Below are 24,591 nucleotides of genomic sequence, written 5' to 3' on the forward strand. Positions count from 1 at the left end.
AACCTGTTGGTTCGCTGGCGACTTATACCCGTGGGACGCGGCGGGGGCGCGGAGCGACCGCGACGCCGAACGAGACCGGGCCTCAGTCGTCGCGGTCGCCGTCCGCGACCTCCTCCACGCAGTCGGCGATCGGTCCCACGATCGCCTCGGCGACCGCGTACGGGTCCGTCTCCCGGTCGCGGACGCGCTCGGCGAGGCGGTCGATCCCCCCGCGGCGCTCGATCTCGGCGGTCGCGAGCGCCCCCACGTCCGCCCGAACGAGCGTGCGGATCTCCTCGGCGTACCGGCGCCGTTCGGTCGCCTCGATCTCGCCGGACTCCCGCAGGTACGCCGCGTGCGCGTCGAACGTCTCGATCAGCGCCTCCACGCCCTCGCCGGTGTTCGCGACGGTCTCTAACACCTCCGGGGTCCACGAGTCGTCGGCGTCCGCGTCGCGAGCGTCGGACTCACCGGACTCGGAGTCCGCCGAATGGCCGGCGTCGTGGTGGGTCCCGCCGGATCCGCCTCCCTCGGTCGAGACCATCGAGGCCGCGCCGTGGTGGCCGGCGCCGCGGCCGGTCGTCCCGCCCTCGCGGCGGTGGACCATCTCCTCCAGCTCGGCGATGGTCCGCTGTGCGCCGTCCATGTCCGCCTTGTTGACGACGAACACGTCGCCGATCTCGAGGATACCGGCCTTCAGCGTCTGGACGTCGTCGCCGGAGCCGGGCTGGACCAGCACCGCCACCGTGTCGGCGGTACGGACCACGTCGACCTCGTTCTGCCCGGCGCCGACCGTCTCTAAGACGACCACGTCCTTCCCGAAGGCGTCGAGCGCCTTCACGGCGTCCGCGGTCGCAGTCGAGAGGCCGCCGAGCTGGCCGCGCGCGCTCATCGACCGGAAGAACACGTCCATGTCGCCGACGTTCGAACCCATCCGGATCCGGTCGCCGAGGACGGCCCCCCCGGTGTACGGCGAGGAGGGGTCGACCGCGATCACGCCGACCGTGTCGCCGCGCTCGCGGTAGGCGGCGGCGAGCTTGTCGACCAGCGTCGACTTCCCGGCGCCCGGCGACCCGGTGATCCCGATCACGTCCGCGCCCCCGGTGTGCTCGTGGAGCGCGGAGACGATCGCCCGGTACCCCGGCGTCCGGCTCTCGATCTTGGTGATCACGCGGGCGAGCGCGCGGTGGCTCCCCGAGAGGAGGTCCTCGACGAGCGCGGCGTCCGCGTCGGAGAGCGACGGCGCGTCCGCGAACGCGGGTGCGTCCGGCCCGGCCATCTACGCGCGCTCCGGGACGTTGTTCCGGATGAACTCGATCGTCTCCTCCATCGGCGTCCCCGGCCCGAACACCTCGGCGACGCCCAGATCCTTCAGGTCGTCCTCGTCCTCGTCTGGGATGATCCCGCCGACGAGAACGAGGGTGTCGTCGAACGCGTCGTACTCTTTCAGTCCCTCGATCACCTTCGGGACGAGCGTGTTGTGCGCGCCCGAGAGGATAGAGATGCCGAGCACGTCGACGTCCTCCTGGACCGCCGCCTGGACGATGTCCTCCGGCGCGCGGTGGAGTCCGGAGTAGACGACCTCGAAGCCGGCGTCGCGGAACGCCCGCGCGATCACGTGTGCGCCCCGGTCGTGGCCGTCGAGTCCGACCTTCGCGACCAGACACCGGACGGCCCGTTCCTGCTGTTCGGCGCTCATGCCCCACTCTGGGTCGCGTGCGGGTTTGATTCTAACGGAAGATAGGGAAGGTTCGGGCGAGAGGGCGGGACCGATCGGCGCCGCGGGATCCGCGACCGACGCGTTGAACGCGCGGGCGACCGTAAACGGCTCAATGACCGACGAGACCGACGGCGACAGCGACGACGCCGCGGGCGCTCCCAACGATTCCGCGGGCAACGGTGACAACCGACTCCCCGCCGAGACGCGGATCGGCCGCGCCGCGCTCCGGGTCGCCGACCTCGACGAGACGACCGCGTTCTACCGGGACGTGGTCGGTCTCGCAGTTCTCGACCGCGACGACGAGCGAGCGACGCTCGGCGTCGGGGAGACCCCGCTCCTGATCTTGGAACGCGACGCCGACCGCCCGGCGCGGAGCCGGACCGACGCCGGACTCTTCCACACCGCGTTCCGGGTCCCTTCGCGGGCCGCGCTCGGCGAGGCGCTGGGACGCGTACGGGACCGCTGGCAGCTCGCCGGCGCCTCCGACCACCTCGTCAGCGAGGCGCTGTACCTCGACGACCCCGAGGGGAACGGCGTTGAGATCTACCGCGACCGGCCCCGCGAGGAGTGGCCGACAGAGGAGGACGGAACGGTTCGGATGGCGACCGACCCGCTCGACGTCAAGGGGGTCGCCGCGGCCGCGTCGAGCGAGGAGCGAGCGGGTTCGGTCCCTCTCGTCGACCGCGCTCCTGCCGGGACCGACGTGGGTCACGTCCACCTCGAAGTGACCTCGCTGTCGGCGTTCGAGGCGGTCTACGTCGACGGTCTCGGCTTCGAGGTCGGGACGAGCGGCCCGGACGTGCGGTTCGTCGCGGCCGGCGGCTACCACCACCACCTCGGCGCGAACACGTGGCGGGGGCGGACGACCCCGGCGGTGGGGCGGGGTCTCGCGTGGTTCGAGGTGGTCGTCCCCGACGCGGTCGGGCTGGACGCGGTCCGAACCCGACTCGACGCGGTCGCGACCGAGCGCGACGCGGAGTTCGTCGTCGAGGAGCGCGGGGAGGGGATCGCCGTCACCGACGCCGACGGGATCGAGGTTCGCGTTCGGACGGAATAGCCGATCTCCGCGAGACGGTTCAGGGGTCGAGTCAGTTTCGGGGCTGACTCACGGACCGGTCACCCGACGATCGTCCTTAGCGTCGACTCGGTCAGGAACGTGGTGATCCCGAGCGCCTCGGTCGTCATCCACGCGAGGAAGACGAGGTACATCGCGAGGAAGACGTACCCCTCCTCGGTGGTGATCTCGAAATCCGTCGCGGCCATCACCACCACGACGAGAGTGGTGTAAAACAGGAACAGCAGTAGCGGCACGGACGTGAGGAAGCCGATCGAGACGCCGCCGGCGAGGATGACGCCGATCGGCAGCGCCGCGACGAGGTTGAACGTGTTCGTCCCGAAGACGTTCGCGATCGCCGCCCGCTTGTCGCCGGCCTTGCCCATCTTCACGCCGACGAGCAGGTCGGGGAACGAGCTCATCGCCGACAGCAACGTCACGGAGACGAGGAACGACGGCGCGTCGAGCGCCTCGGATATCTGCACCGTCATACCCACCATCGACTCGACGCCGACGAGCACGACGACCAGTCCGGCCGCGAACAGTCCGGCCTGCTTCGGGACGTTCGTCGATTCCGTCCGCTTCATGTCCGACGCGCCGCTCTTGCCGCCGGCGAGGAGGATAACGTACACGCCGTACAACACCAGCAGCCCGACGCCCATCTGTGGGGTGATCCGCGCCAGCTCCCGCCCGTCGGTCCCGAGGACGCCCAAGGCGATCACGCCGAAGAGGGCGAGGACGGCGACCATGTAGAAGATGGCGTCGCGGTAGACGATCCCCTGTGTCGTCGTCGTGTCGCCGCTCGTGATGGAGACGGCGGCCGGGATGACCAGGATGTTGAACACCGCGGTCCCGATGAGCGCCCCGGCGCCGACGCCGAAGTCGCCGAGGACGAGCACCGAGATAATGATGATCGCGAGCTCAGGGAACGACGTCGCGGCCGCGACGATGAGTCCCCCTGGATCGCCTGCGAGACGCCGAAGTGGTCGCTGATCTTCGAGGTCGTCGACTCGACGATGTTCGCGCCCTTCCACGTCAGCAGGAACCCGACCACGCCGAGCGCGATCCAGACGGCGAGCGACTGGTCGCCGATAAGCTCATAGAGTAGCGTCACCGTGCGATAGATCCGCTCGGAGCCGATTAGTGGTTCCGGAAGCGGGCGGTCCGTCTCGGTCCCGAACCCCGTCGGCTCGGCTCGCGTCGCCTACCGACCGCCGTCGAACTCGCCGAACCGCTCGTCGAAGACGGCGATCACGCGGCGCTCGATCTCGTCGCGGATCTCGCGGACCGCCTCGATCGGCCGCTCGCCGGGGTCGTCGAGGTCCCAGTCGTCGGTGTCGACGGTCTCCAGTTCGAGCGTCGAACACCCCATCGTGGCGACGAAGTCCGACTCGGCGAGCGACTCGTCGGATATCTCTCTCGGCGTCCGCCCGTTGCCGTCGAGACCGACCTCCGCGAGCGCCTCGACGACGACATCGTGGACGCTGTCGGCGGGCGCGGTGCCGCCGGTCCGGATCTCGACTCGGTCGCCGAGCCCGCGCCGGTCGCGCTCACGCTCCGCGAACGCGGTCGCTATCTGGCTGCGCCCGGCGTTGCGGACGCACATGAACGTGAGGACGGTCTCCGCGTCGGTTGGCTCGTCGGTCGGTCCGCCGTCGGTGGTGTCGGTGGGGTTCGTCATCGTGGGGAGTGTGTCGTTCGTCGGCCGCGAACCGCCCGCCGCGGAGCGAACCGCGCTCGGCGGGTCGGCCCGCTCAGTAGATCAGCTCGTCGTCGTTCTCGATCATGTACAGCGTCCGCGCCGCGACGTTGACCGCGTGGTCGGCGACCCGTTCGAGGTCGCGCACCGCGAGCAGCGCCTGCGACACCTCGTCGAGCGAGGCTTCGAGTGCCTCGCCGTCCGTCGGCGCCGGCCCGTCTCGGGCCGCGTTGCGGGCGCGGTCGGCCTCCAGCAGCTCGCGGACGACCGCCTCGCTCGCCTCCCGACAGCGCTCGTCGAACGCGTCGTCGCGGGCGGCAATCTCGCGGCAGGCGTCCGGGTCGCGCGCCGCGTAGGCGGCGACCGCGTCCGCGACCATCTCGCGGGCGCCGTCTCCGAGGTCGCGCACGTCGACCGCGGTGTGGACGCCGCCCTCCGGACCGCCGTACGCCGCGACGTTCGTCGCGAGGTCGGCGACGCGTTCGAGGTCGGTGATGATCTTGAAGGAGGCCGCGACGAGCCGGAGGTCGCCGGCCACCGGCTGCTGGAGCGCCAGCAGTTCGGTACACTCGTCTTCTAAGGCGAGGTACGTCTCGTTGATCTCGTGGTCGCTTTCGATCACCGACTGAGCGAGGTCGTCGTCGCCGGAGACCGCGGCCTCGATCGCGTCGTCGAGCCGGTCGCAGACGGTCTCGCCCATCGCGACCACGTCCTCGCGGAGCTGATCGAGACGCTCCTGGTAGTTCTCTCGGGGCATCTATCCGAACTTCCCCGTGATGTAGTCCTCGACGCGCTGTTCCTCGGGGTCCTCGAAGATCTTCGCGGTGTCGTCGTACTCGACCAGTTCGCCGCCCGTGAGGAACACGGCGGTGCGGTCGGAGATACGGGCCGCCTGCTGCCATGTTGTGCGTGACGATGATGACGGTGTACTCCTCTGCGAGGTCGTCGATGAGGTCCTCGATCTTCGAGGCTGCGACGGGGTCGAGCGCCGAGGTCGGCTCGTCCATCAGGATGACTTCCGGGTCGGGCGCGATGGCCCGGGCGATACAGAGCCGCTGTTGCTGGCCGCCGGACAGTTCGAGTCCAGAGGAGTCGAGCTGGTCTTTCACCTCGTCCCACAGCGCGGCTCCCTTCAGCGACTCCTCGACGCGCGCGTCGACGTCGCCGTCGTACCCCTGGATCTTCAGGCCGTACGCGACGTTGTCGCGGATCGACTTCGGGAACGGGTTCGGCTTCTGGAACACCATCCCGATCTTCCGGCGCAAGGCGACCGGGTCCACGTTGGGACCGTACACGTTCTTCCCGCCGAACTCCACGTCGCCCTCGACGCGGCAGATCTCGATCATGTCGTTCATCCGGTTGATACACCGGAGGAACGTCGACTTGCCGCAGCCGGAGGGACCGATCAGCGCCGTCACGCGCTTCTCGGGGATCTCCATCGTCACGTCGTCGATAGCCTGCTCGTCGCCGTAGAAGACGTTCAGGTCCCGCGCCGCCACCGCGGTTCCGGCGGCGGGCGCCGCGCGGTCGTCGTTCGAGTCCGCCTGTACCTCCGTCGTGATCAGTGAGTCGTCTGTTGTCGTGTTACTCATGTTAGCTCCCCCGTTCCGCGCGGTTCCGCAGCAGGATGGCCGTCCCGTTCATGCCGATGAGGATGACGAGTAGCGTGATAACGCCTGCGGCGACGACCCCGTACCGGAACTCGGCCTGCGGGAAGCCGGCCCACGCGTAGATCTCCGATCGGCATCGCGCTGAACCGGCTGAACAGGCTGCTCGGCGCGCTGAACACCGTCGTCGCCGCGCCGATCATGATGAGCGGCGCGGTCTCGCCGATCGCGCGGCCCAGCGCGAGGATCGTCCCGGTGAGGATACCGGGCATCGCCTCGGGCAGAACGACGTTCTTCGTCGTCTGCCAGCGCGTCGCGCCCATCGCGTCCGACCCGCGCCGGAGGTCGTCCGGGACCGAGCGGATCGCCTCCTGCGCGGAGATGATCGTGATCGGGAGGATGAGAAGCGACAGCGTCAGCGAGGCGGTCACCGCCGTCCCGTAGCCCAGCCCGAGGAGGTTCGCGAACAGCCCGAGCCCGAGCAGCCCGTAGACGACCGACGGGATCGCGGCGAGGTTCGCGATGTTGACCTGCAACAGCCGCGTCAGCGACCCGAGGACGCCGGTCCCCGGCATGTACTCCTCTAAGAAGATCGAGGTCCCGACGCCGAGGACGAACGACAGCACCGCGACGAGCGCGATGATGATCACGGAGCCGACGATGGCCGGGTACAGCCCCGCCTCGGCCGCGGTCGACGACGGCGCCTCCGTGACAAACGACGCGTCGAGCCACGGGTCCGGCGCGGGGACGCCCCACGCCCCGCCGACGAGCGCGCCGACGAGCGCGCCGCCGGCGAGCAGGAACGGAAGTCCGAGCCCGACCAGTCCGTCGCCCTCGTCGATCACCCGGTGGACGTACACCGCCGTCGGCACGCCGACCGTGGCGAGGACGATGAGCGTCGTGGGACGGGGGACGCCGAACCCGCCGGCGAGGAACCCGCCGGCGACCGCGACCGCGAGCGGGACGCCGCCGACTGCGGCCGCCGCGGTCCGGCTGCCGCGCCCGGCCGTGACGAGCGCGCCGGCGACCGCGATCGGAACCGCCAGCGTCCAAGCGTAGATGATCAGGTCCGACGGGTACGTGGCGACGACGTTCCGGAGGACCACCGCGGCGACGACCCCGAGGAGCCCGACGGGGACGGCGGCGGTGACCGCTCGGCCGACCGAGCGACGGCGGCCGTACGCGTACAGCAATGCGGCCGGAACGACGCCCAGCGTGTACGCGAGGAACCACACCAGTTCGTCGAACACTAAGAACAGCGTCCCGACGGCGAGGCCGATCGCGGTCCCGCCGAGGAGCCGGCCGAGCAGGCCGAAGCCGACCGCGCCGACGCGGCCGCCGCTGCCGACGTACGCGAGGTACGCCGTGACCGGCGTGGCGACGACGAAGAGGTACGCGAGCTGCCACGAGAGTCGCGGGATCTCGACGACGAACGCCTCGATCGCGGTGAAAAGCACCGCGACGGCGACGAGCCCGCCGCCGAGCGCGCCGAGCGCGCGGCGAGTTACCGACGGGTCGCCCGCGCTGTACAGACAGAAGGCGAGGAACGGGACGACGAGCGTGAGGAAGTACGTCAACAGCCACTCCGGACTGGCGTTCGCGAGGTCGAAGGCGTCGATCGCGACGTACACGAGGAGGACGCCGAGCGCGACGAGGCCGGCGACGCTCGCGCCGAGCGAGAGGTACTCGAAGACGATGCCGCGGACTCGACTCACCTCGCCGAACCCGTCCGCGTTGGCGTTGTCCGTCGCCATCAGTACTCCTCCCGGTAGCGTTCCGCAATTATGTCACTGATCACGTTCATTGCGAGCGTCACCACGAAAAGCGAGAGTCCGAGCGCGAACATCGAGTCGTACGGGATCGTCCCGCCGGTGAGGTCGCCCTGCGCGATCTGGACCATCGCGACGGTGATCGTCATCCCGGACTGGAGGAGGACATCGGCGGGGTTGATGTACGGGATCCCGAAGGCGAACTCCTGTACCGCCGGCATCCGGGCCTGCGCACCCATCGCGACGACGACGATCATCGTCTCGCCGACCGCGCGCGAGACGGCGAGGATGTACGAGGAGGCGATCCCGGAGATCGAGGCGGGAACGACGATCCCCGTCGACACCTCGAACTTCGTCGCGCCGAGCCCGTAGCCGGCCTGGCGCAGCTCGTCGGGCACCGCGCTCATCGCGTCCTCGGAGATCGACGACACCATCGGGATCGTCATGATCCCGACCATGATCGACGCCGCGAGCGCGTTGAACGTGCTCATCTCCGGGAACAGCGTCGCCTTCAGCGCCGGCGTGATGTACACCAGCGCGAAGTAGCCGTACACGACCGTCGGGATGCCGGCGAGGATCTCCAAGAGCGGTTTGAGTATCGAGCGCGCGTTGGGGGTCGCGTACTCGCTGAGGTAGATCGCCGTCAGCGTTCCGACGGGGAGCGCGATGAACGCCGCCGTGACCGTCACGGTGAGCGTCCCGATCAGAAGCGGGACGATGCCGAACGACTGCCCGCCGCCGGCCGGGTTCGGGCTCCAGTTGGTGCCGCTCAGGAACCGGACGATCGAGACCTCCTGAAAGAACACGACCGCGTCCAAAAGCAGCGTGGCGAAGATCGCGACCGTCGTGAGCAGGGTGGCCACCGCGCACGCGGCGAAGAGCCCGCCGTAGGTCCCCTCCTTCAGTCGTCTGAGCCCGCTCCGGCGCTGGAGATCGGGACTCTCGGTACTATCTGTCACAACCGGTCGGGTATCGAACGCTGTCGTAAATCAATACACCGGTTCATCACGGGAGATTACTCCTGCGCCTGCTCGATCGCGTCTTCGAGGATCTCCAGCTGCTCCTCTTGGGTCTCCTCGGTCGCGGGGACGTATCCCACGTCGCCGGCGACGAGGTCCTCGTTCGTCGTCTGCTCGACGAAGTAGCGGGCGAACGCCGCGACCTGCTCCTCGCCGAGCGACTCGATCGAGGGGTAGGTGTACAGCGAGCGCGAGAGCGGACTGTACTCGCCGCTTGACGCCGTTTCGAGGCTCGGCTCGACCGGACCGTCGCCGTCGTCGATGCCGAGCGCCTTCAGCTGGTCCGGGTTCTGGTAGTAGTACGAGAACCCGAAGTAGCCGATGGCGAACTCGCTGCCGGAGACGCCCTGCGCGATGCTGTTGTCCTGCTCGGTCGCCTGATAGTCACTGGTGTGGCCGCGCTCGCCCATGACGTTCTCGATGAAGTAGTCGTACGTCCCGGAGGTGTCGGCCGCGCCGAACCGCTCGATCTCCTCGTTGGGGAACTCGTCGCGGACCTCGTCCCACGTCTGCGCGGGGTCGGCCTCCCAGATCTGCGCGAGCTCCTCGACCGTGAGCGAGTCGACCCAGTCGGCCTCGGGGTTGACGACGACCGTGAGCGCGTCGGTCGCCGCGATCAGCTCGACGTACTCGACGCCGTTCTCGGCGCACAGCTCCTCCTCCGCCGGCTGGATCGGCCGACTGGCGTTGTTGAAGTCGGTCTCGCCCACGCAGAAGAAGTTCGAGAAGCCGCCGCCCGACCCCGTCCTGCTCACGTCGGGGTCGACCTGCGGGTGCTGCTCGGCGAAGTCCTCCATGATCGCGCTCATCAGCGGGTACACCGTACTCGAACCGGCGATGTTGATCGGGCCCGACAGCGAGTCGTCACCGTCGGAGCCATCCCCGCCGTCTGAGCTCTGCGTACAGCCCGCGAGCGCCAGCGCCCCCGCGCCGGCGAGCGCCGCGAGCGATTTCCGCCGCGTGATCCCCGCTGTGTCCGCGTCGTGGCTGGAAGCCATCACTAGACGGTGGGCGATTTCCAGTTAAGTAGTATGCTATGAGGAGTACGGGGCGAGACGTACCACCCGGTACGGCTATGTGCCGACATATAGAATATATATCCGTATATAGACGACGCTGTCGCGGCCGACGGGTCGAGAGCGACGACGGGGGAGCGCATCTCGGCGTCGAGTCCGCCTGCGAACCGTGACGTGGTTTTAAGTCCCCGTACCGGGAGAAGCCGGACGAATGACGCCTCCCACGACCGACGGGCCGCCGGCACCGACGACCTCCCGGGAGGAGGCGTGGGTGGCTCACGCCGCGCTGCTCGACGCCGCGCAGAGCGCGACCGACGACGACACCCCGTACCACCGGCCGATCGAATCGATAGAGCGAGGGACGCCGCTCGACGACGAGGGGGTCGCCCTGCTTCGCGACGCGCTCGTCGATTACCTCGGCGACGCGCCGGTCCGCGATCGCGCCCCCGGGCGGGCGCTGCTGCGTCGCACCGACGACGCGGCGGACGCGCTGTCGGGGCGCGCGTAGATTCGGCGGGCGGACGAAAAACGGTCCCCGACCGCTACGACCCGGTCTCCACCGCCTCGATCAGGAGTTCCGCGACGTCGACGACCTCAACGTCCTCCTCGAAGTTCCCCGTCTTCCGCCCGTCCTCGAACATCGTCGTACACATCGGGCAGGCGACGACGAACTTCTCGATATCGGCGCCCGCGTCGGTGTCCTCGACCGCCTCGCGGAGGCGCTCCTCGCTCGGCTTGACCGCCTCGTCGTGCTCGGTCCAGAGACCGCCGCCGCCCCCGCCACAGCAGAACGAGTCGTCGCGCGAGCGCGGCATCTCGTACAGGTCGGCGCCGGTCGCTGAGATGAGCTCGCGGGGCGCCTCGTACTCGTCGTTGTACCGGCCGAGGTGACAGGGGTCGTGGTAGGTGACGGTGTAGTCCAGCTCGTCGCCGGAGAGGTCGAGCCGCCCCGCCTCGACCAGCTCCTCGACCACCTGCGTCCAGTGGAACACGCCGATTTCTCCCTCCGAGTTCCACGTCTCCTCGCGCTCGAACGGCATCATCGGGTCGTCGGCGAACTCGGCGAAGTCGACCTCGGGGTACTCGTTTTTGATGGTGTTGTAGGAGTGCGGGTCCGTACAGACGACGTTCTCGAACTCGCAGTCCGCGAACGTCTCGACGTGGTGACCCGCCAGTTCGAGGTAGAGGAACTCCTCGCCGATCCGGCGGATGTCGTTGCCGTCGGTCTTCTCGTCGTCGAATAAGATGCCGAACGACACGTCGGCCTCGTCGAAGAGGCGAGCGAGCGCGCGGGCGACCTTCTTGTTCCGGTCGTCGAAGCTCGGGTAGTCGCCGACGTACCAGAGGTACTCGACCTCGTTTTCGCGGGCGTCCGGGACCTCGACGTCGTCGAGTTCGTCCGCCCAGTCGCCGCGCGCCGACTGCGACTCGCCGAAGGTGTTCCCCTTCTGCATGACATCCTGGAACACGTCCTGGAGGTTCGAATCGACCGCCCCCTCGTCGACGAGCTGGCGGTTCATTTTCGTGAAGGAGGTGAGGTGTTCGATGTCGACCGGGCAGGCGTCCATACACGCCATACAGGACATACACGACTCCATCGACTCGGCGTCGATCACGCCGCCCTCGTCGGCGACGATTGGGACCGTGCCGCCGTCGCTGGCGGCGGCGGAACTGTCCACGCCGCCGCCCGTGCTCGCGGTCCCGCCGTCAGTCACCGCCTCTGCTCGCCGGCCGGCCACCGGGTCGTCGCTCACCGACTCGCGGTACGCCTTCAGGTCGAGGATGACGTCCCGCGGGTCGAGGTTCCGGCCGACCGTGTCGGCGGGACAGGCGTCGGTACACCGCCCGCACTTCGTACAGGCGTCGCCGTCGAGCAGCTCCTTCCAGGTGAAGTCGTCGAGCGACTCGGCGTTGGTGTGATCGAGGTCCGCGGGGACGTTCGGGAGCCGCGCGCCCGCCTGCTCGTCGCGGGCGACGACGTTCGCGAACGAGGAGATCATGTGGAACGGCTTCGCGTACGGGATCCACGCGACGAACGCGAACGCCAAAAGCGAGTGGCTCCACCAGAGGGCGCCGTATATCGCCTCCGCTCCCGCGGCCGTGAGTCCGGCCGTCTCCAGCCCCGTCGCGAGCGCCATGCCGACGAAGCTCACCGTCTCGGTCGCCCGTTGCGGTTGTCCGACCATACTCACGCCCTCGACGAGGAAGCCGCCGACCCCGAGCAGGAAGAGGGTCCAGACGAACGCGTCGTCCTCCAGCGAGGTGTGTTTCCCCCACAGCCGCCCCTCGCGCTTCCGGTAGCGGCGGAACCCGGCCATGCCGACGCCGACGACGAACAGCAGGCCGAACGCGTCGACGGCGAACTGGTAGGCGAGGTAGAACTCGCCGACCCAGAACGACTCGCCCGTGAGCGGGCGGTAGAGGTCGATGTCGATCCCGAGGATCGTCGTCGCGACGAGGAGGACGAGGAACCCCCACAGCACGAACGTGTCGCATCACGCCCGCGTAGAGGTCCCCGTCGAACTGCTTCTCGTTCGAGAGGACGGTCTTCGTCGCCCCGATCACCCGACCGGGGAGGTTCGACAGTCGGTCTCGCGGGTCCGCGCTCCCGCGCGCGTACGCCGCGAACCGCGCGTAGACGCCGTACAGAAAGACGAGGACCGCGACGGCGGCGAGCCAGTAGAACGCGGCCTTCCCCACCGGACCGATGGTCCAGAAGGTCTCCCGGGTGGCCGCCTGTAGGGGAGTCATGATCGATCACCCGGATACGGTCGGGTTAAAACTTGCCACAACTGGGAGTTCGTCGCTCGGCGTTCACCCGCTTCGAGACCCGGCGCACCACCGTCGCGTCGACGGAACGCACCTCGCGCGGCGCGTCACACGATCCGCAGGACCGCGGCCGCGAACATCGACCCGGCGAGCGCCAACGCCGGGGCGTCGACGCGGCGGAACGCCAGCCGCGGGAGCGTCGGGTTCCACGCGAAACAGCGGGCGACGAGCGCCGTCCCGAGGCGGTCCGCCCGAGAGAACGCCCGCGAAAGTCCGCCGACCGCGACCAGTCGCATCCGCTCGCGGCGGGAGCGCTCCGCGCCGAGCCGCGCTCGGACCGCCGCGCGGGAGGCCGCGAGGTCCCGTATCAACAGGGGGAGAAACCGGAAGACGAGCGCGACGCCGACCCCGAGGAACACGCCCGGACGCCCGGGGATCGTCCGCTGGACCGCCGCGCGCGACTCGCGGACGGGAGTGGAACGGACGTACGCGGCCGCGACGACGAGCAGCAGGAGGACGCGGTAGCTCGCGAGTCCGGTCACGGCGGCGCGCTCGACCCGAAACCACGGCGCGCCGAGCGTCGCGCCCGCGACGAGGGGAGCGAAGAGGAGCACCGGGAACGCGACCCGGTAGCTCCACAGGTCGCGCGGTCCGCCGTCGGCGACGAGCAGGCAGCCGACGGCGACGAGCGTGAGGAGGGCGAGTCCACGCGGGGTGGTGTACGCGTACGCGACGGCCGCGAACGCGACCTGGACGAGCAGCTTCGACCGCGGATCGAGCCGGTGGGCGAACGAGTCGCCGGGGACGAAGGATAGCGTCATCCGATCGAGCCGCCGAGCTCGCCTCCCTCCGGCACCCGTACGTCCAGCCCGGGGAGCGACTCGACCGCCTCCTCGGGCGGCGCGTCGACCGCGATCCGTCCGTCCGCGAGCCCGACGATCCGGTCGGCGAGCGCGGCGACGTCGCGGAGGTCGTGCGTGACGACGACGACGCTCGTCCCCTCGGCGTGAAGCGCTCGGAGTCGCTCCACGACCGACCGCCGGGCCGGCTCGTCGAGACCGGTGAACGGCTCGTCCAACACGAGGTGGTCCGGCCCCATCGCGAGCGCGCCCGCGATCGCGACGCGCTCGCGCTCGCCCCCGGAGAGGGAGTCGATCCGCTCGCGCTCCCGACCCGACATGTTCACGGCCGCGAGCGCCTCGTCGACCCGCCGGTCGATCTCGTCGTGGGAGAGGCCGAGGTTCTCCGGTCCGAACGCGACGTCGGCCCCGATGGTCGCGGCGACCAGCTGGTCGCGCGGGTCCTGGAACACCATCCCGACCGCCGAGCGCGCGGCGACGAGGTCCTCGTCGACGGGAGTTCCGTTCACCGAGACCGTCCCGGCGTCCGGCTCGACGAGCCCGTTGAACGTCCTGACGAGGGTGGTCTTGCCCGAGCCGTTCGCGCCCGCGACGACGAGGAACTCGCCGTCGGGGACCGAGAGGGTGACATCGTCGACGGCGACGGTGGTGGCGGCGTCGGCGTCGCCATCGGAATCGGCGTCACCGTCGTCGCCGTCTTCCCCCTCGTCGCCGCCTCGGCCGTACCGACACGTGACACCGTCGAGTTCGATCACGGTCTCACCTCGCGTGCGCTCACGAGCGCCTCACGCCGCGGCGATCGCGTCGGATCTGACGACGCCGACCGCGGCGGCGATCTTCAGGGCCTCGGCCGGGAGGAACGCGGCGGCGCCGGCGGCGATCGCCTCGACCGGGCCGAGCGACAGCACCAGCATGAGACCGGCAACGCCGAAGCCGTAGATGACGACGGTCCCGAGGACCATGGCGCCGACGAGGGTCGGGAGACCGACGGAGTCGAGGTTGCGGAGCGTCGCGCCGCGGTGGACGACCGCGCCGACGACCGCCGCGGCGATCGGGTACGACCAGAGGTAGCCGGCCGACTGCCCGACGAGCTGGCCGACGCCGGCCGACCCGCCCTCGAAGACGGGCGCGCCGAGCGCCCCGGCCGCGAGGTAGAGGACCAGCGACGCGCCGCCCCACACCGGACCGAGGAATATCCCCGCGAGGAAGACGCCGAGCACCTGAAGCGTCACGTCCACCGGCGAGACCGGATTCTGGAACGTCACGTACGCGAACGCCCCCACAATCGCCGCGAACAGCGCGGCGCGAGCGAGGTTGGTCGCCGCCTCGTCGCCGACGAGGTCGACGGACTCCGTGTTCGTAGCCATGGCTGAACGGACTCGTAAACTCACTTTAACGTAGCGGTTTACGAGTCGGGAGCGGGCGAGGGTGAAGCGACACACAGCCGTTCCGAGCACCCGTAGACTCTCTCGATAATCCTCAGATAATAACGTTCATGTCCGCCCGGCGTCCACGACGCGAGTATGCCCAAGATAAGCGTCGAGATTCCGGCGGAGCTGCTCGCCGACCTCGACGATCACGTCGGCGACGACGGGAAGTTCGTGAACCGCAGCGACGCGGTGCGCGCCTCGATCCGCAAGAACCTCGACCTGCTCGACGAGATCGACGCCCGCCACGACCGGCTCGACGAAGACGCGCCGTCGACCGCGGCCGGCTCGGCGACCGAGGCGACGGTCGGCGATTCGGGGACGAGAGAGTCGGCGGAGGAGACCGATGAGTAGCCGAACCGCGAGCGGCGAAGGGGGTCCCTTCCGGACCGATCCGCTGGACCGGTCGGCGGTCGCGGCGGTCGCGCTGATCACGCTGTTCACGGTCGCGCTCGCGACCTCGCAGCTCACCGCCGCGAAGGTGCTCGCGCTCCCGCTCCCGTTCGCGCTGCCGGTCGTCGGCCCGGAGATCATGCTGCCCGGCGCGGCGCTGGCGTACGCGCTCACGTTCCTCGCGTCGGACTGCTACGCGGAGCTGTACGGCCGGCGGGCGACGCAGGTCGTCGTCAACGTCGCGTTCCTCGCGAACTTCCTCGTGTTGGCGCTGGTGTGGTCGACGCTCGCGGCGCCCGGGGTCGACCCCGAGGTGTCGGCCGCCTTCCAGACCGCGCTCGGGCCGGCGGCGAACATCGTCGTCGGCAGCCTGCTGGCGTACGTCGTCAGCCAGAACTGGGACGTGTTCGTCTTCCACGCGATCCGCGACCGCACCGGAGAGCGCATGCTGTGGCTCCGTAACCTCGCGTCGACGGCGACGAGCCAGGCCATCGACACCGTCATCTTCGTCGGAATCGCCTTCTACGCCGCGCCGCTGCTGCTCGGCGTCGGGCCGGTGTTCGACCCGCCGGCGCTGCTCGCGCTCGGACTCGGCCAGTACCTCCTCAAACTCGCCATCGCCGTCCTCGACACGCCGGTCGTCTACCTCGTCGTCGGCGCGGTCCGGAACTGACCAGACCGGCCGCGCTCGGTTCTCGTTCGCTCCGTTTCCCTCGGCTCAAGCGATCGCCAGCGCCCGCGCCGGACGGTCGGGGAGGTCGGCCGGCACCTGCTCGACGGAGTCGCCCGCGTCGCGGGTGACGAAGAGGCCGCGGTTCGAGAGCGCCCAGATCGCTCCGGCGGCGCGACCGGACGCCAACACGGCCCGATAGGTGCCCTCTCCAGTCGGAAACCCGCGGTCGTCGAGCCGATCAAATCCTTCGTTGCGGCGGTAGCGGTACAGGTGCGCCTCGCCGCGGCGGTGGGCGGCCGTCGCGCTCTCCGCCGCGCTGACGAGCGCGGTGTCCGGATCGCCCGGGTCGACCGCCAGTCCCCAGACGTAGCCGTGATCGAGGCCGTCGTCGCGGACGCGCCACGAGTCGCCGCGGTCGTCGCTCTCGGCGAAGCCGTCGCCGGCGGCGGCGTAGACGCGGTCGGGCGCGTCGGGATGGGTGGCCATCGCGTGCGTGTCGCGGCGGGACCCCGGCGGACGGTCGGTCCACGTCTCGCCGCCGTCGGGCGTCGCGACGAGCGCGCCCGCCTCGATACCGAAGAGCCACCGCTCCGGGTCCGCCGGGCAGGGTTCGATCCACCGCACGTGGTGCGTGTCGGGGCGGGGCGGGAACGACCACTCGGACGCGGACGGGACGTCGGTCAGCCCGCCGACGCGCTGAGCCGTCTCGCCGCCGTCCGCAGAGCGGTACGCCCGCGACGGCTCCGTGCCGATCCAGACGACCTCGGGGTCGTGCGGGCTGGTCGCGACCGCGGTCACCGAGTCCGGTCCGGACCCCTCGGGACCCAGCGTCGCGGCCGCCACGCACGCGAACCGCTCCCCGCCGTCGACCGAGCGGAACAACCCGGCGTCGAACGTCCCCGCGAGGACGCGCGGCGCGCGGTCCGCAGTTTCTCCCGCCTCGTCGGTCGTATCGGGGGTCGCGACGGAGAGGCACTCGACGCGCTGGCCAGACAGACGCGTCTCGACCGCGCCCGTCTCGGGGTCGACGATCCGGAGCCCGTCGTCGTAGGCCGCGTAGACGCGCATGGCTCCGAGTTCGGCCGGGAGGCTCAAAAGCGTACGCCGGGCTCCGGGGAAATCGAGTTGTCGGCGCGGCGACGCCGTGACGCCGCGACGCGGGGTTCCACGAGCGCAAGAGACTTACCGCCCGCTCCCGTGCGAACTGTACACATGGATCTTCGCGTCCAAGGGGACGTTCCCCCCGACCCGTTTCTCGGCGCCGCGGACCTCTTCGAGACCGAGCGCTCCGTCGAGTCGCCGGTCCGCGTCGTGGTCCGCGAGGACCCCGACGAGCGGACCTGGGCCGGCCACTACGACGACCACCACGTCCTGAACGTCTCGCGGCGGGCCGCCACGAGCGCGATGGCGCGCGAGCTGGCGATCCACGAGCTGGCGCACATGGCGCGCTACGAAGAGGGGCACCCCTCGCACCTCCAGTCGACCGAGGAGGCGCTGTACCTCGGTCTCTCCGGCGAGAAGGTCGAGCGCCGCAAGCTCGCGCACTGCTACCAGATCGCGAACCACATGAAGGACATCTACGCCGACGACATCACGCTCTCGGTGGCGCCCGCGGACAAGCTCCTCGGCTTCCTCGAGTCGACGCTGGCGGCCGCAGTGGCGGACCGCCCCGACGTGTCGCGCACCGGCTCGCCGCCGGTGACGGCCGGCGCCGACCCCGAGATCACGGCCGTCAACGCCGCGTTCGCGCTCGCTCTCGTGGAGAGACACGACATCGCCGGACCCGACCACCGGATATATGACCTCGCGCGCGCGGCCGGCAGCGACACCGACGCCGTCGACGTCGACGCGTTTAAAAACAGATTCCTCGACCTCGGCCACGACCCCTCGGAGAGCGACTATCGGAAGGCGCTCGTCGCGGCCGCCCGCGCGTACGCTGTTTAAAAACGGAACGCGGCACACGGACGGCCGAATTGCGGGCTACGCCTTTTTGAGACGAGGCCAACCACCGCGATTACTTATAAACCGAATTGCGGTGGCGCGTGCCTGCGAGCGGCCGCCCTTGGCGGCCGCGAGGAGCACGCGCGAGGGAGTCGGCCGACCGGAGCGAAGCGGAGGGAGGCCGACGAGGCTGGGGAGGTGTGAGGTGCGGTCGCTGTGCGGGGTGGGACTCAAAGGGGCAGTCGCGAGGCGGGCGCAGGCGACGCAAGCACCGGAGCGAGGAAGCGAACGGAGTGAGCGACCGAGCGAGGAGCGCAGCGAGCGTGCGCCCGCCTCGCGACTGGGGCTTTGGCGGTGTTCGCCGTCGATCCGTTGTCAGTCATTTATAAACGATCGGCTGGGGCCTTGGCGGTACCCTCTGCGGATCCGTGATCAGCCATTTATAAACAACCGCTCCGATCTCTGAAAACCTCGTACTCCGCGTCCTATTCCGCGTCGTTCTGGGCGGGTTCGCCGTCGCCGTCCGCCTCCACCGTCCCGTCTCCCTCGGTCGAGTCGGTCGTCTCCACCGGGGCGGTCGAATCCGTCGCCGTGGCGGCACCGTCGAGGACGGTGACGCGCGCGGACATGATTCGGGTGTTGTCGACGCGCTCGATCCGGATCCGGATCTGGTCGAACTCGATCTCCTCGCCCTCCTCGACGAGGCGGCCGGCGCGGTTGAAGACGAAGCCGGCGAGCGTCTCGAACTCCTCGCCCTCGGGGAGGTCGATCCCGAGGATCTCGTTGACCTCGTCGATGTTCACCTCGCCTTGGACGACCGCGACGTTGTCTTCGAGGAACTCCACGGGGGCCTCCTCGTCGCCCTCCAGAATTTCGCCCACGATCTCCTCGACCATGTCCTCCAAGGTGATGATCCCCTCCGTGGTGCCGAACTCGTCGATGACGGTGACCATCTGGAGGCGGTTCTCCTGCATCTCCGCGAGCAGCTCGTCGGCGTTCTTCGACTCGGGGACGTGGAGCGTGGGCTTGACCACCCGCTCTAAGGAGGGCTGTCCCTCGGAGTAGCGCAGCTCGCGGACCAGATCGCGCACCGTGACCACGCCGATGATGTTGTCGAGGTTCCCCTCGTAGACGGGGACGCGCTCGTGGTCGGCCTGGATACACGTCTCGATCGCCTCCTCGACGGAATCCTCCTTCGCGACCGCGGTGACGTCGAGCCGCGGCGTCATCACCTCCTTGGCGATGGTGTTGTTAAAGCGGAAGATGCGGTCGAGCATCTCTCGCTCCTCCTCCTCGATGACCCCCTCGCGCTCGCCCGTCTCGATGATGTCTTGGATCTCGTCGCGGGTGACGTACGTCGACTCGATGGCGGACGATCCGCCGATGATCTGGTTGACGCCCTTGACGATGTAATCGAAGAGGACGACGAGCGGGTACAGCGCGTACTCGGAGGCCTTTAGCGGGCGGGCGATCCGGAGCGCCCACGACTCGGTGTTCTCGACCGCGTACGACTTCGGCGCGCTCTCGCCGAAGATCAGCACGAGCGTCGTGATCCCGAACGTCGTCGCCAGCACCGACTGGCCCCGCGAGAGGTAGATCCCGAACAGCGCGGTGGCGATGGAGGTCATCGCCACGTTGACGATGTTGTTGCCGACGAGGATCGTCACCAGCAGCCGGTGGGGGTTCTGTTTCATGTCCGCGATCGTCTTCGCGCCCGTCACCCCCTCGTCGACGAGACTGTCGATGCGGTGTTGCGGCAGCGAGAACATCGCGATCTCGGACGAGGAGAAGAACGCCGAGAGCCCGACCAACACGAGGATCGCGACGGCGCCGAGGATGGTCACGACGCTATCGCCCGGCATCGGTATCTGGAGGAGGTCGACCACCGGCGCGCTAGACGACAAGCCCATATTCGTTTGTCATCCGTCGCCCCGCGATTAAAGCGTTCCCTTCGGCTACCCTCGACGCGGCCCGATCGTCGGCGCGAAGCGCGTCTCGGCGACCGGCCGAACTCGCCCCGGCCGAGGGGTGCCGCTGCCGACACGATTACCCGTCTCGCGGGCGAATCACGCGGTATGAGCGAGCCACAGATCACCCTGTACCGGCTCCAGGCGTGTCCGTTCTGCGAGCGCGTGGTCCGGACGCTGAACGAGCTGGACCTGGAGTACCGGTCCCGGTACGTCGAGCCGATGCACTCCGAGCGCAACGTCGTCAAGCGCGTCTCCGGCGCCCGGAGCGTCCCGGCGATCGTCGACCGCGAGACCGGCGTCACCATGTCTGAGAGCGCGAATATCGTCGAGTACCTCAAGGGGACCTACGGCGACGCGGCGACCGATGGGGGCCGCGCAGTCGACGCCGAGGGAGGTGCCTGAGATGCCCGACTTCGACGTCGTCTCCCTGCCCGAGACCGACCACGTCGCCGAGGGCGAGGTCGCGCCCGACTTCACCCGCCCGCTCGCGAACGACGAGTTCTGGGAGGATCGCGCGCTCGACGGTGTTGTCGACGGCCCGACGCTCCTGCTGTTCCACCCGATGGACGGCGCCTTCCAGGGGACGTACCTCTACAACACCGTCGACGACCACGGCTGGGCCGACGAGGTCGACGTGCTCGGTCTCTCCATCTCGACGCCGTACGCCCACAAGCGCCTGCTCGCCGACCGCGGCGACGGCGTCCGGATCTTCTCCGACCCCGGCGCGGGCGTCATCGAGGAGTACGGTCTCGCCCACGACATCGACGGGATGACCGGGATCACCGAGAGCCGCCCGGCCGTGTTCCTCCTCGATGCCGACCGTACCGTCGAGTACGCGTGGGTCGCGAGCGAACACCCGGAGTTCCCCGACGCCGAGGCGATCGGCGACGCGGTCGCGGACCTCGTCAACTGACGCGACGACGGCGAACCAACTGACGCGAACGTCGCGCACACACTCGTCACCCTTTTTCAACTCGGCGCCGAACGGTCGCGCGTGACCGCCGACACGAGCGCCGACCGACCGGACCGATCCGACGAGCTGCGCGCGGCGGCCGCCGCCGTCGACCACGGCGGCCTCGTCGTCTACCCGACGGAGACGGTGTACGGGTTGGGCGGCGACGCGCTCGACCCCGACGCCGTCGAGCGCGTCTTCGACCTGAAGGGCCGGGATCGGTCGAACCCGCTCTCGCTCGGCGTCGCGAGCGTCGACGACGCGCTCCGCTACACCCGCCCGACGGAGCTGGCCGTCGCCTTCGCGCGGGCGTTCCTCCCGGGACCGGTGACCGTCGTCGTCGAGCGCGGCGACCAGGTGCCCGACGCGCTCACCGCCGGGCGCGACCGGGTCGGGATCCGCGTGCCGGACCACGACCTCGCTCGGGCGCTGCTGGTCGAGACCGGTCCGCTCACCGCGACGAGCGCCAACGTTTCGGGAACCGGCAGCGTCACGCACCCGAACGAACTCGACGACCGGATCCGCGAGGGGGTCGCCACCGTGATCGACGACGGAGAGGCGCCCGGCACGGAGAGTACGGTCGTCGACCCCGAGGCGGGGACGATCCACCGCCGCGGCGCGATGGCCGGCGCCATCGAGGCGTGGCTGGCGGACCCGCCGGTAGAGGAGTGAGGAGAGCCGGCGAGAAGCCTTCGTTCGCGCGAGTTAGACCGACAGCTCGCCTTTCGCCTTGACCACGTCGAGGTCCTCTGCGTCGACCGTCTCGACGTCGAGCCAGTGGGGGACGTACTCACGTTTGTCGTACGCCTCGCGCTCCTCTTCGGTGCCGACGGTACACCAGAGCTGCGGCTCGTCCGGGCCGTGCCAGCCGCCCTGAACGTTAATTCCGAAACAGACCAGCTCCTCGCCGTCGTGCTCGATCACCGCGTCCCGCCGGATGTCGGGGTCGCCGCGGATGATGAGGTGGTGCATGTGCCGGCGTTCGCGTGTTCCGGGCTTAATCGCTTCGATACCGCGGATCGGATCGCGGTGGGGTCTCCCGCGGGGCGCCCGGAGCCCCGTCCGCTCACCACCCCCGATCGAGATCCTCGACGAGCGCGCCGAGGATTTCCCGGGTCGTCGCGGCGACGATCGGTTCGAGCGCGTCCGGGTCGCTGTTCGTCGGGTCGCCCAGCCCGCCCAGCTCGGTCACCTCGTCGAAGTACTCGTAGCTCCGCGTTCGGGGCATCTCGTCCGCCTCCTGCGGTTCCTTCTTCTCGGTCCGAACGAGGTCCGGGCGGTACAGCTCGACGAAGCTCGTCTCGTGGTCACCGGCGTGGCCCCACCCCTCGCCGAACGCCGCCTCCAGCTCCTCGCGCGCGAAGTCCGTCCAGTGGACGAAGTGGACCGTGAGGTCGGTGTCGCGGCCGAGCCGGTCGGCGGCGATCGAGAGCGGCTCGCGGTTCCCGCCGTGGCAGTTCACGATGAGCAGGCGGTCGACGCCGTGGTCGGCGATCGACTCGCCGATCTCGCGGACCACGTCGACGTACGTCTCCGTCGAGAGGGTGACGGTCCCCGGGAACCGCATGTGGTGCTCCGACTGGCCGTACGGCAGCGTCGGGAGACGCAGCAGGTTGAGGTCGAACTCGTCGGCGGCGTCGACGAGTTCGGCGGTGAGGTGGTCCGCACGGAGCGTGTCGGTCGACACCGGGAGGTGCGGGCCGTGCTGCTCGATGCTGCCGGTCGGGAGGACCGCGAAGTCGGCGTCGTCGACCGCGCTTTCGGCGTCCTCCCAGGTCATGCCGAACAGGTCGGCGTCCGTCTCGGGCATGGCGGAGGCTCCGGAGTCAGGCGAGGAAAGGTTCGGGGTAGCGGCGAGGCGGAGCGCGGGAAGTCGGGGTGCGAGGGGCGGCGAGGGCGAACGAGTCGCTGATGCGAGCGGCTCAGCCGGAGTAGTAGTACTCGCCGTCGCGCTTCTGCTGGCTGTCGAGCTGCGACCCCGGCTTGTTGATCCGGGGACGCCCCGTGCGCTCGTCGCGGCGGAAGGTGATCTCGAGGTCGGAGAGGAACTCGTTCATCCCGTCGCGCATGTCCTGGGGCGGCGCGGCGCGCCCGCGCTCGGCCGGCTCGCCGTCGAACACCATCAGGCGGTCGGCGAGCAGGTCGATCATGTAGATGTCGTGGTCGATCACCATCACCGTCGCGTCGTGGTTCTCGGCGTACCGGCGGATCGCGGTCGTCGCCCGCACGCGCTGTTCCACGTCGAGGTGCGCGGACGGCTCGTCGAGCAGGTAGAGGTCGGCGTCGTCGGAGAGACACGCCGCGATGGCGACGCGCTGGCGCTCGCCGCCGGAGAGATCCGAGAGGTTCTGCTCCATCACGCGCTCCAGCTGGAGCGGCTGGGCGATCTCGGTGTTCCAGTAGGAGGAGCCGAACTCGTCGGTGATGGAGGCGAGGAACGCGTCGACCCGCATGTGCTGGTCGATGTCGATGTACTGCGGTTTGTAGGAGATGTCGAGCGCGAAGTCGAGCTCGCCCTCGTCGGGCGTCAGGTCACCCGTGAACAGCTGCGCGAGCGTGGACTTCCCGATCCCGTTCGGGCCGACGACGCCGAGCACCTCGGAGCGGTTGATCTCGCCGCCCTCGACGCGAAGCTCGAACTCGCCGTCGCCGTACGACTTCGTCATGTCGGGGTACTCGATCAGCGTCTCGCTCCGGGAGGCGACCCGCGGCGCGTGCTCCTCGAAGGTGATCGCCGACGGGCGGATCCGCATGTTCTCGTTGTCGAGGTACCCCTTCAGGTACTCGTTGATCCCGTTACGGACCGACTTGGGATCGGTGATGACCCCGTACGCGCCCGGCTCCCCGTACGCGACGTGGAGGGTGTCCGCGAGCAGGTCGAGGATGGCGAGGTCGTGTTCGACGACGAGCATCGACCGGTCCGCGGCGTCGTCGTCCGCCAGCTCGCGGATGAGCCGCGCGACGATCATCCGCTGGCCGATGTCGAGGTACGGGGTAATCTCGTCGAGGAAGTAGAAGTCGGCGTCGCGCGCGAGACACGCCGCGATGGCGACGCGCTGCAGTTCGCCGCCGGAGATGGAGTCGATGTCCTGGTCCATCACCGGCCGGATGTTGAGCCGGTCGACGAGGTCGTCGAGCGCGCCGCGCTCGTCGGTGCGCTCCAGCAGTTCGCGGGTGTTTCCGTCGAACTGGTTCGGGATCTGGTCGACGTACTGCGGCTTGCGCGCGACCGTCACGTCGCCCTCCTTCAGCGATTCGAGGTAGTTCTGGAGACCGGTGCCGCGGAAGCGGTCGAGGACGCGCTCCCAGTCGCCGTCGGCCGCGTGGTCGCCGAGGTTCGGGACCATCTCGCCGGCGAGCGCGTGGACCGCGGTCGACTTTCCGATCCCGTTCGGCCCGAGGATACCGGTGACGCTGCCCGGCTCCGGCGTCGGGAGACCGTACAGCGAGAAGGCGTTGTCGCCGTAGCGGTGAACCGGGTCGTCGTCGAGCTCGGAGGGGAGGTTGATGATCTCGATCGCGTCGAACGGACAGGAGTTGACGCAGATGCCGCAGCTCTCGCCCAGACAGATCTCCTCGGAGATGTGGATCTGGTCGGGGTCGCCCTCCTCCGCGTCCTCGCCCCGCTTCGTGATACACTCCTTGCCCGTCCGGTTGGGCGGGCAGTCCTTCATACACTCGTAGTTACAGCGGTCGGGCTGACACCGATCGAGGTCCACGACCGCGATACTATCGTCGGCCAT

22 protein-coding genes and 4 pseudogenes are annotated in these 24,591 nt (G+C 69.5%); 8 read left to right on the plus strand and 18 right to left on the minus strand.

What is annotated here, in order from left to right:
• Window positions 1–82: 82 nt before the first annotated feature.
• Both meaB and ACODNG_RS06240 read right to left on the minus strand, forming a co-directional pair.
• Window positions 83–1,258: a methylmalonyl Co-A mutase-associated GTPase MeaB gene (gene meaB, locus ACODNG_RS06235; protein WP_434522869.1), complete on the minus strand. Its 1,176-nt coding sequence runs from the start codon at window positions 1,256–1,258 to the stop codon at window positions 83–85.
• A complete protein-coding gene (locus ACODNG_RS06240) occupies window positions 1,259–1,678 on the minus strand; it encodes a cobalamin B12-binding domain-containing protein (RefSeq protein ID WP_434522870.1) in 420 nt (139 codons plus the stop codon).
• A 133-nt stretch (window positions 1,679–1,811) separates the two neighbouring features.
• Here ACODNG_RS06240 and ACODNG_RS06245 point away from each other — a divergent pair, with 133 nt between their 5' ends.
• Window positions 1,812–2,756, plus strand: a complete 945-nt coding sequence (locus ACODNG_RS06245; protein WP_434522871.1) for a VOC family protein — start codon at window positions 1,812–1,814, stop codon at window positions 2,754–2,756.
• Between the two features lie 59 nt (window positions 2,757–2,815).
• On the opposite strand, the pseudogene ACODNG_RS06250 reads toward ACODNG_RS06245, so the two are convergent.
• The 7 genes and pseudogenes from ACODNG_RS06250 to ACODNG_RS06280 all read right to left on the minus strand — a co-directional run bounded on the left by ACODNG_RS06250 (window position 2,816) and on the right by ACODNG_RS06280 (window position 9,845).
• A pseudogene (locus ACODNG_RS06250) lies at window positions 2,816–3,867 on the minus strand (sodium:calcium antiporter).
• 90 nt (window positions 3,868–3,957) lie between these two features.
• Window positions 3,958–4,434 carry a low molecular weight phosphatase family protein gene (locus tag ACODNG_RS06255; protein WP_434522872.1) on the minus strand — a complete coding sequence of 159 codons (477 nt, stop codon included), beginning with the start codon at window positions 4,432–4,434 and terminating at the stop codon, window positions 3,958–3,960.
• Window positions 4,435–4,507: 73 nt separating this feature from the next.
• On the minus strand, window positions 4,508–5,209 hold the full coding sequence (gene phoU / locus ACODNG_RS06260; RefSeq protein WP_434522873.1) for a phosphate signaling complex protein PhoU: 702 nt from the start codon (window positions 5,207–5,209) through the stop codon (window positions 4,508–4,510).
• Window positions 5,210–5,936: pseudogene (gene pstB / locus ACODNG_RS06265) on the minus strand (phosphate ABC transporter ATP-binding protein PstB); the annotation flags it as partial.
• A 109-nt stretch (window positions 5,937–6,045) separates the two neighbouring features.
• A pseudogene (gene pstA, locus ACODNG_RS06270) lies at window positions 6,046–7,813 on the minus strand (phosphate ABC transporter permease PstA).
• Window positions 7,813–8,787, minus strand: coding sequence for a phosphate ABC transporter permease subunit PstC (gene pstC / locus ACODNG_RS06275; protein ID WP_434522874.1), 975 nt, complete (start codon window positions 8,785–8,787; stop codon window positions 7,813–7,815). Before pstC ends, pstA begins: the two are co-directional and overlap by 1 nt.
• 56 nt (window positions 8,788–8,843) lie before the next feature.
• Window positions 8,844–9,845: a PstS family phosphate ABC transporter substrate-binding protein gene (locus ACODNG_RS06280; protein WP_434522875.1), complete on the minus strand. Its 1,002-nt coding sequence runs from the start codon at window positions 9,843–9,845 to the stop codon at window positions 8,844–8,846.
• 229 nt (window positions 9,846–10,074) lie between these two features.
• On the opposite strand from ACODNG_RS06280, the gene ACODNG_RS06285 reads away from it, so the two are divergent.
• The gene (locus tag ACODNG_RS06285) at window positions 10,075–10,371 is read left to right on the plus strand and encodes a hypothetical protein (protein WP_434522876.1); all 297 of its coding nucleotides are present in this window, start codon (window positions 10,075–10,077) and stop codon (window positions 10,369–10,371) included.
• 34 nt (window positions 10,372–10,405) lie between these two features.
• On the opposite strand, the pseudogene ACODNG_RS06290 reads toward ACODNG_RS06285, so the two are convergent.
• The 4 genes and pseudogenes from ACODNG_RS06290 to ACODNG_RS06305 all read right to left on the minus strand — a co-directional run bounded on the left by ACODNG_RS06290 (window position 10,406) and on the right by ACODNG_RS06305 (window position 14,859).
• Window positions 10,406–12,614, minus strand: a pseudogene (locus ACODNG_RS06290) (heterodisulfide reductase-related iron-sulfur binding cluster).
• Window positions 12,615–12,739: 125 nt separating this feature from the next.
• Complete coding sequence (locus tag ACODNG_RS06295; protein WP_434522877.1) at window positions 12,740–13,453, minus strand: energy-coupling factor transporter transmembrane component T family protein; 714 nt, start codon at window positions 13,451–13,453, stop codon at window positions 12,740–12,742.
• Complete coding sequence (locus ACODNG_RS06300) at window positions 13,450–14,247, minus strand: energy-coupling factor ABC transporter ATP-binding protein (RefSeq protein ID WP_434522878.1); 798 nt, start codon at window positions 14,245–14,247, stop codon at window positions 13,450–13,452. Before ACODNG_RS06300 ends, ACODNG_RS06295 begins: the two co-directional genes overlap by 4 nt.
• 30 nt (window positions 14,248–14,277) lie before the next feature.
• Complete coding sequence (locus ACODNG_RS06305; RefSeq protein ID WP_434522879.1) at window positions 14,278–14,859, minus strand: biotin transporter BioY; 582 nt, start codon at window positions 14,857–14,859, stop codon at window positions 14,278–14,280.
• Between the two features lie 156 nt (window positions 14,860–15,015).
• On the opposite strand from ACODNG_RS06305, the gene ACODNG_RS06310 reads away from it, so the two are divergent.
• Both ACODNG_RS06310 and ACODNG_RS06315 read left to right on the plus strand, forming a co-directional pair.
• Entirely contained in the window at window positions 15,016–15,273 is a 258-nt protein-coding gene (locus ACODNG_RS06310) for a ribbon-helix-helix domain-containing protein (RefSeq protein WP_434522880.1), read from the plus strand.
• Complete coding sequence (locus ACODNG_RS06315) at window positions 15,266–15,985, plus strand: queuosine precursor transporter (RefSeq protein ID WP_434522881.1); 720 nt, start codon at window positions 15,266–15,268, stop codon at window positions 15,983–15,985. Before ACODNG_RS06310 ends, ACODNG_RS06315 begins: the two co-directional genes overlap by 8 nt.
• 45 nt (window positions 15,986–16,030) lie before the next feature.
• Here the strand turns inward: ACODNG_RS06315 and ACODNG_RS06320 are convergent, their stop codons facing one another.
• A complete protein-coding gene (locus ACODNG_RS06320; RefSeq protein WP_434522882.1) occupies window positions 16,031–17,053 on the minus strand; it encodes a WD40/YVTN/BNR-like repeat-containing protein in 1,023 nt (340 codons plus the stop codon).
• 144 nt (window positions 17,054–17,197) lie between these two features.
• On the opposite strand from ACODNG_RS06320, the gene ACODNG_RS06325 reads away from it, so the two are divergent.
• Complete coding sequence (locus ACODNG_RS06325; RefSeq protein WP_434522883.1) at window positions 17,198–17,929, plus strand: DUF5781 family protein; 732 nt, start codon at window positions 17,198–17,200, stop codon at window positions 17,927–17,929.
• Between the two features lie 482 nt (window positions 17,930–18,411).
• Here the strand turns inward: ACODNG_RS06325 and ACODNG_RS06330 are convergent, their stop codons facing one another.
• Window positions 18,412–19,836 (minus strand): hemolysin family protein, encoded by a 1,425-nt coding sequence (locus ACODNG_RS06330; RefSeq protein ID WP_434522884.1) that lies wholly within the window; start codon window positions 19,834–19,836, stop codon window positions 18,412–18,414.
• Window positions 19,837–20,001: 165 nt separating this feature from the next.
• Between ACODNG_RS06330 and ACODNG_RS06335 the strand changes: the two genes are divergently transcribed.
• The 3 genes from ACODNG_RS06335 to ACODNG_RS06345 all read left to right on the plus strand — a co-directional run bounded on the left by ACODNG_RS06335 (window position 20,002) and on the right by ACODNG_RS06345 (window position 21,520).
• Window positions 20,002–20,298, plus strand: coding sequence for a glutathione S-transferase N-terminal domain-containing protein (locus tag ACODNG_RS06335; RefSeq protein ID WP_434522885.1), 297 nt, complete (start codon window positions 20,002–20,004; stop codon window positions 20,296–20,298).
• A 1-nt stretch (window position 20,299) separates the two neighbouring features.
• Complete coding sequence (locus ACODNG_RS06340) at window positions 20,300–20,809, plus strand: redoxin domain-containing protein (RefSeq protein WP_434522886.1); 510 nt, start codon at window positions 20,300–20,302, stop codon at window positions 20,807–20,809.
• 81 nt (window positions 20,810–20,890) lie between these two features.
• Window positions 20,891–21,520: an L-threonylcarbamoyladenylate synthase gene (locus ACODNG_RS06345; protein WP_434522887.1), complete on the plus strand. Its 630-nt coding sequence runs from the start codon at window positions 20,891–20,893 to the stop codon at window positions 21,518–21,520.
• Window positions 21,521–21,553: 33 nt separating this feature from the next.
• Here ACODNG_RS06345 and ACODNG_RS06350 read toward each other — a convergent pair whose 3' ends face one another.
• From ACODNG_RS06350 to ACODNG_RS06360, 3 genes are all read right to left on the minus strand, one after another.
• Window positions 21,554–21,820: an HAH_0734 family protein gene (locus ACODNG_RS06350; protein ID WP_434522888.1), complete on the minus strand. Its 267-nt coding sequence runs from the start codon at window positions 21,818–21,820 to the stop codon at window positions 21,554–21,556.
• A 94-nt stretch (window positions 21,821–21,914) separates the two neighbouring features.
• A complete protein-coding gene (locus ACODNG_RS06355; RefSeq protein WP_434522889.1) occupies window positions 21,915–22,658 on the minus strand; it encodes a creatininase family protein in 744 nt (247 codons plus the stop codon).
• Window positions 22,659–22,770: 112 nt separating this feature from the next.
• Window positions 22,771–24,591, minus strand: coding sequence for a ribosome biogenesis/translation initiation ATPase RLI (locus tag ACODNG_RS06360; RefSeq protein ID WP_434522890.1), 1,821 nt, complete (start codon window positions 24,589–24,591; stop codon window positions 22,771–22,773).

Origin of the sequence: Halorubrum sp. AS12, from assembly GCF_051122765.1 — an archaeon.
Classification (GTDB): domain Archaea; phylum Halobacteriota; class Halobacteria; order Halobacteriales; family Haloferacaceae; genus Halorubrum; species Halorubrum trapanicum.

Bases quoted from the DNA above. Each gene is read 5' to 3' on its own strand.
- phoU (WP_434522873.1), bottom strand. From the start codon at position 5,209: ATGCCCCGAGAGAACTACCAGGAGCGTCTCGATCAGCTCCGCGAGGAC.
- ACODNG_RS06295 (WP_434522877.1), bottom strand. From the start codon at position 13,453: ATGACGCTATCCTTCGTCCCCGGCGACTCGTTCGCCCACCGGCTCGAT.
- ACODNG_RS06340 (WP_434522886.1), top strand. From the start codon at position 20,300: ATGCCCGACTTCGACGTCGTCTCCCTGCCCGAGACCGACCACGTCGCC.
- ACODNG_RS06350 (WP_434522888.1), bottom strand. From the start codon at position 21,820: ATGCACCACCTCATCATCCGCGGCGACCCCGACATCCGGCGGGACGCG.
- ACODNG_RS06335 (WP_434522885.1), top strand. From the start codon at position 20,002: ATGAGCGAGCCACAGATCACCCTGTACCGGCTCCAGGCGTGTCCGTTC.
- ACODNG_RS06360 (WP_434522890.1), bottom strand. From the start codon at position 24,591: ATGGCCGACGATAGTATCGCGGTCGTGGACCTCGATCGGTGTCAGCCC.
- ACODNG_RS06305 (WP_434522879.1), bottom strand. From the start codon at position 14,859: ATGGCTACGAACACGGAGTCCGTCGACCTCGTCGGCGACGAGGCGGCG.
- ACODNG_RS06245 (WP_434522871.1), top strand. From the start codon at position 1,812: ATGACCGACGAGACCGACGGCGACAGCGACGACGCCGCGGGCGCTCCC.
- ACODNG_RS06355 (WP_434522889.1), bottom strand. From the start codon at position 22,658: ATGCCCGAGACGGACGCCGACCTGTTCGGCATGACCTGGGAGGACGCC.
- ACODNG_RS06320 (WP_434522882.1), bottom strand. From the start codon at position 17,053: ATGCGCGTCTACGCGGCCTACGACGACGGGCTCCGGATCGTCGACCCC.
- ACODNG_RS06310 (WP_434522880.1), top strand. From the start codon at position 15,016: ATGCCCAAGATAAGCGTCGAGATTCCGGCGGAGCTGCTCGCCGACCTC.
- ACODNG_RS06285 (WP_434522876.1), top strand. From the start codon at position 10,075: ATGACGCCTCCCACGACCGACGGGCCGCCGGCACCGACGACCTCCCGG.
- ACODNG_RS06330 (WP_434522884.1), bottom strand. From the start codon at position 19,836: ATGGGCTTGTCGTCTAGCGCGCCGGTGGTCGACCTCCTCCAGATACCG.
- ACODNG_RS06280 (WP_434522875.1), bottom strand. From the start codon at position 9,845: ATGGCTTCCAGCCACGACGCGGACACAGCGGGGATCACGCGGCGGAAA.
- ACODNG_RS06240 (WP_434522870.1), bottom strand. From the start codon at position 1,678: ATGAGCGCCGAACAGCAGGAACGGGCCGTCCGGTGTCTGGTCGCGAAG.
- ACODNG_RS06325 (WP_434522883.1), top strand. From the start codon at position 17,198: ATGGATCTTCGCGTCCAAGGGGACGTTCCCCCCGACCCGTTTCTCGGC.
- ACODNG_RS06255 (WP_434522872.1), bottom strand. From the start codon at position 4,434: ATGACGAACCCCACCGACACCACCGACGGCGGACCGACCGACGAGCCA.
- ACODNG_RS06315 (WP_434522881.1), top strand. From the start codon at position 15,266: ATGAGTAGCCGAACCGCGAGCGGCGAAGGGGGTCCCTTCCGGACCGAT.
- meaB (WP_434522869.1), bottom strand. From the start codon at position 1,258: ATGGCCGGGCCGGACGCACCCGCGTTCGCGGACGCGCCGTCGCTCTCC.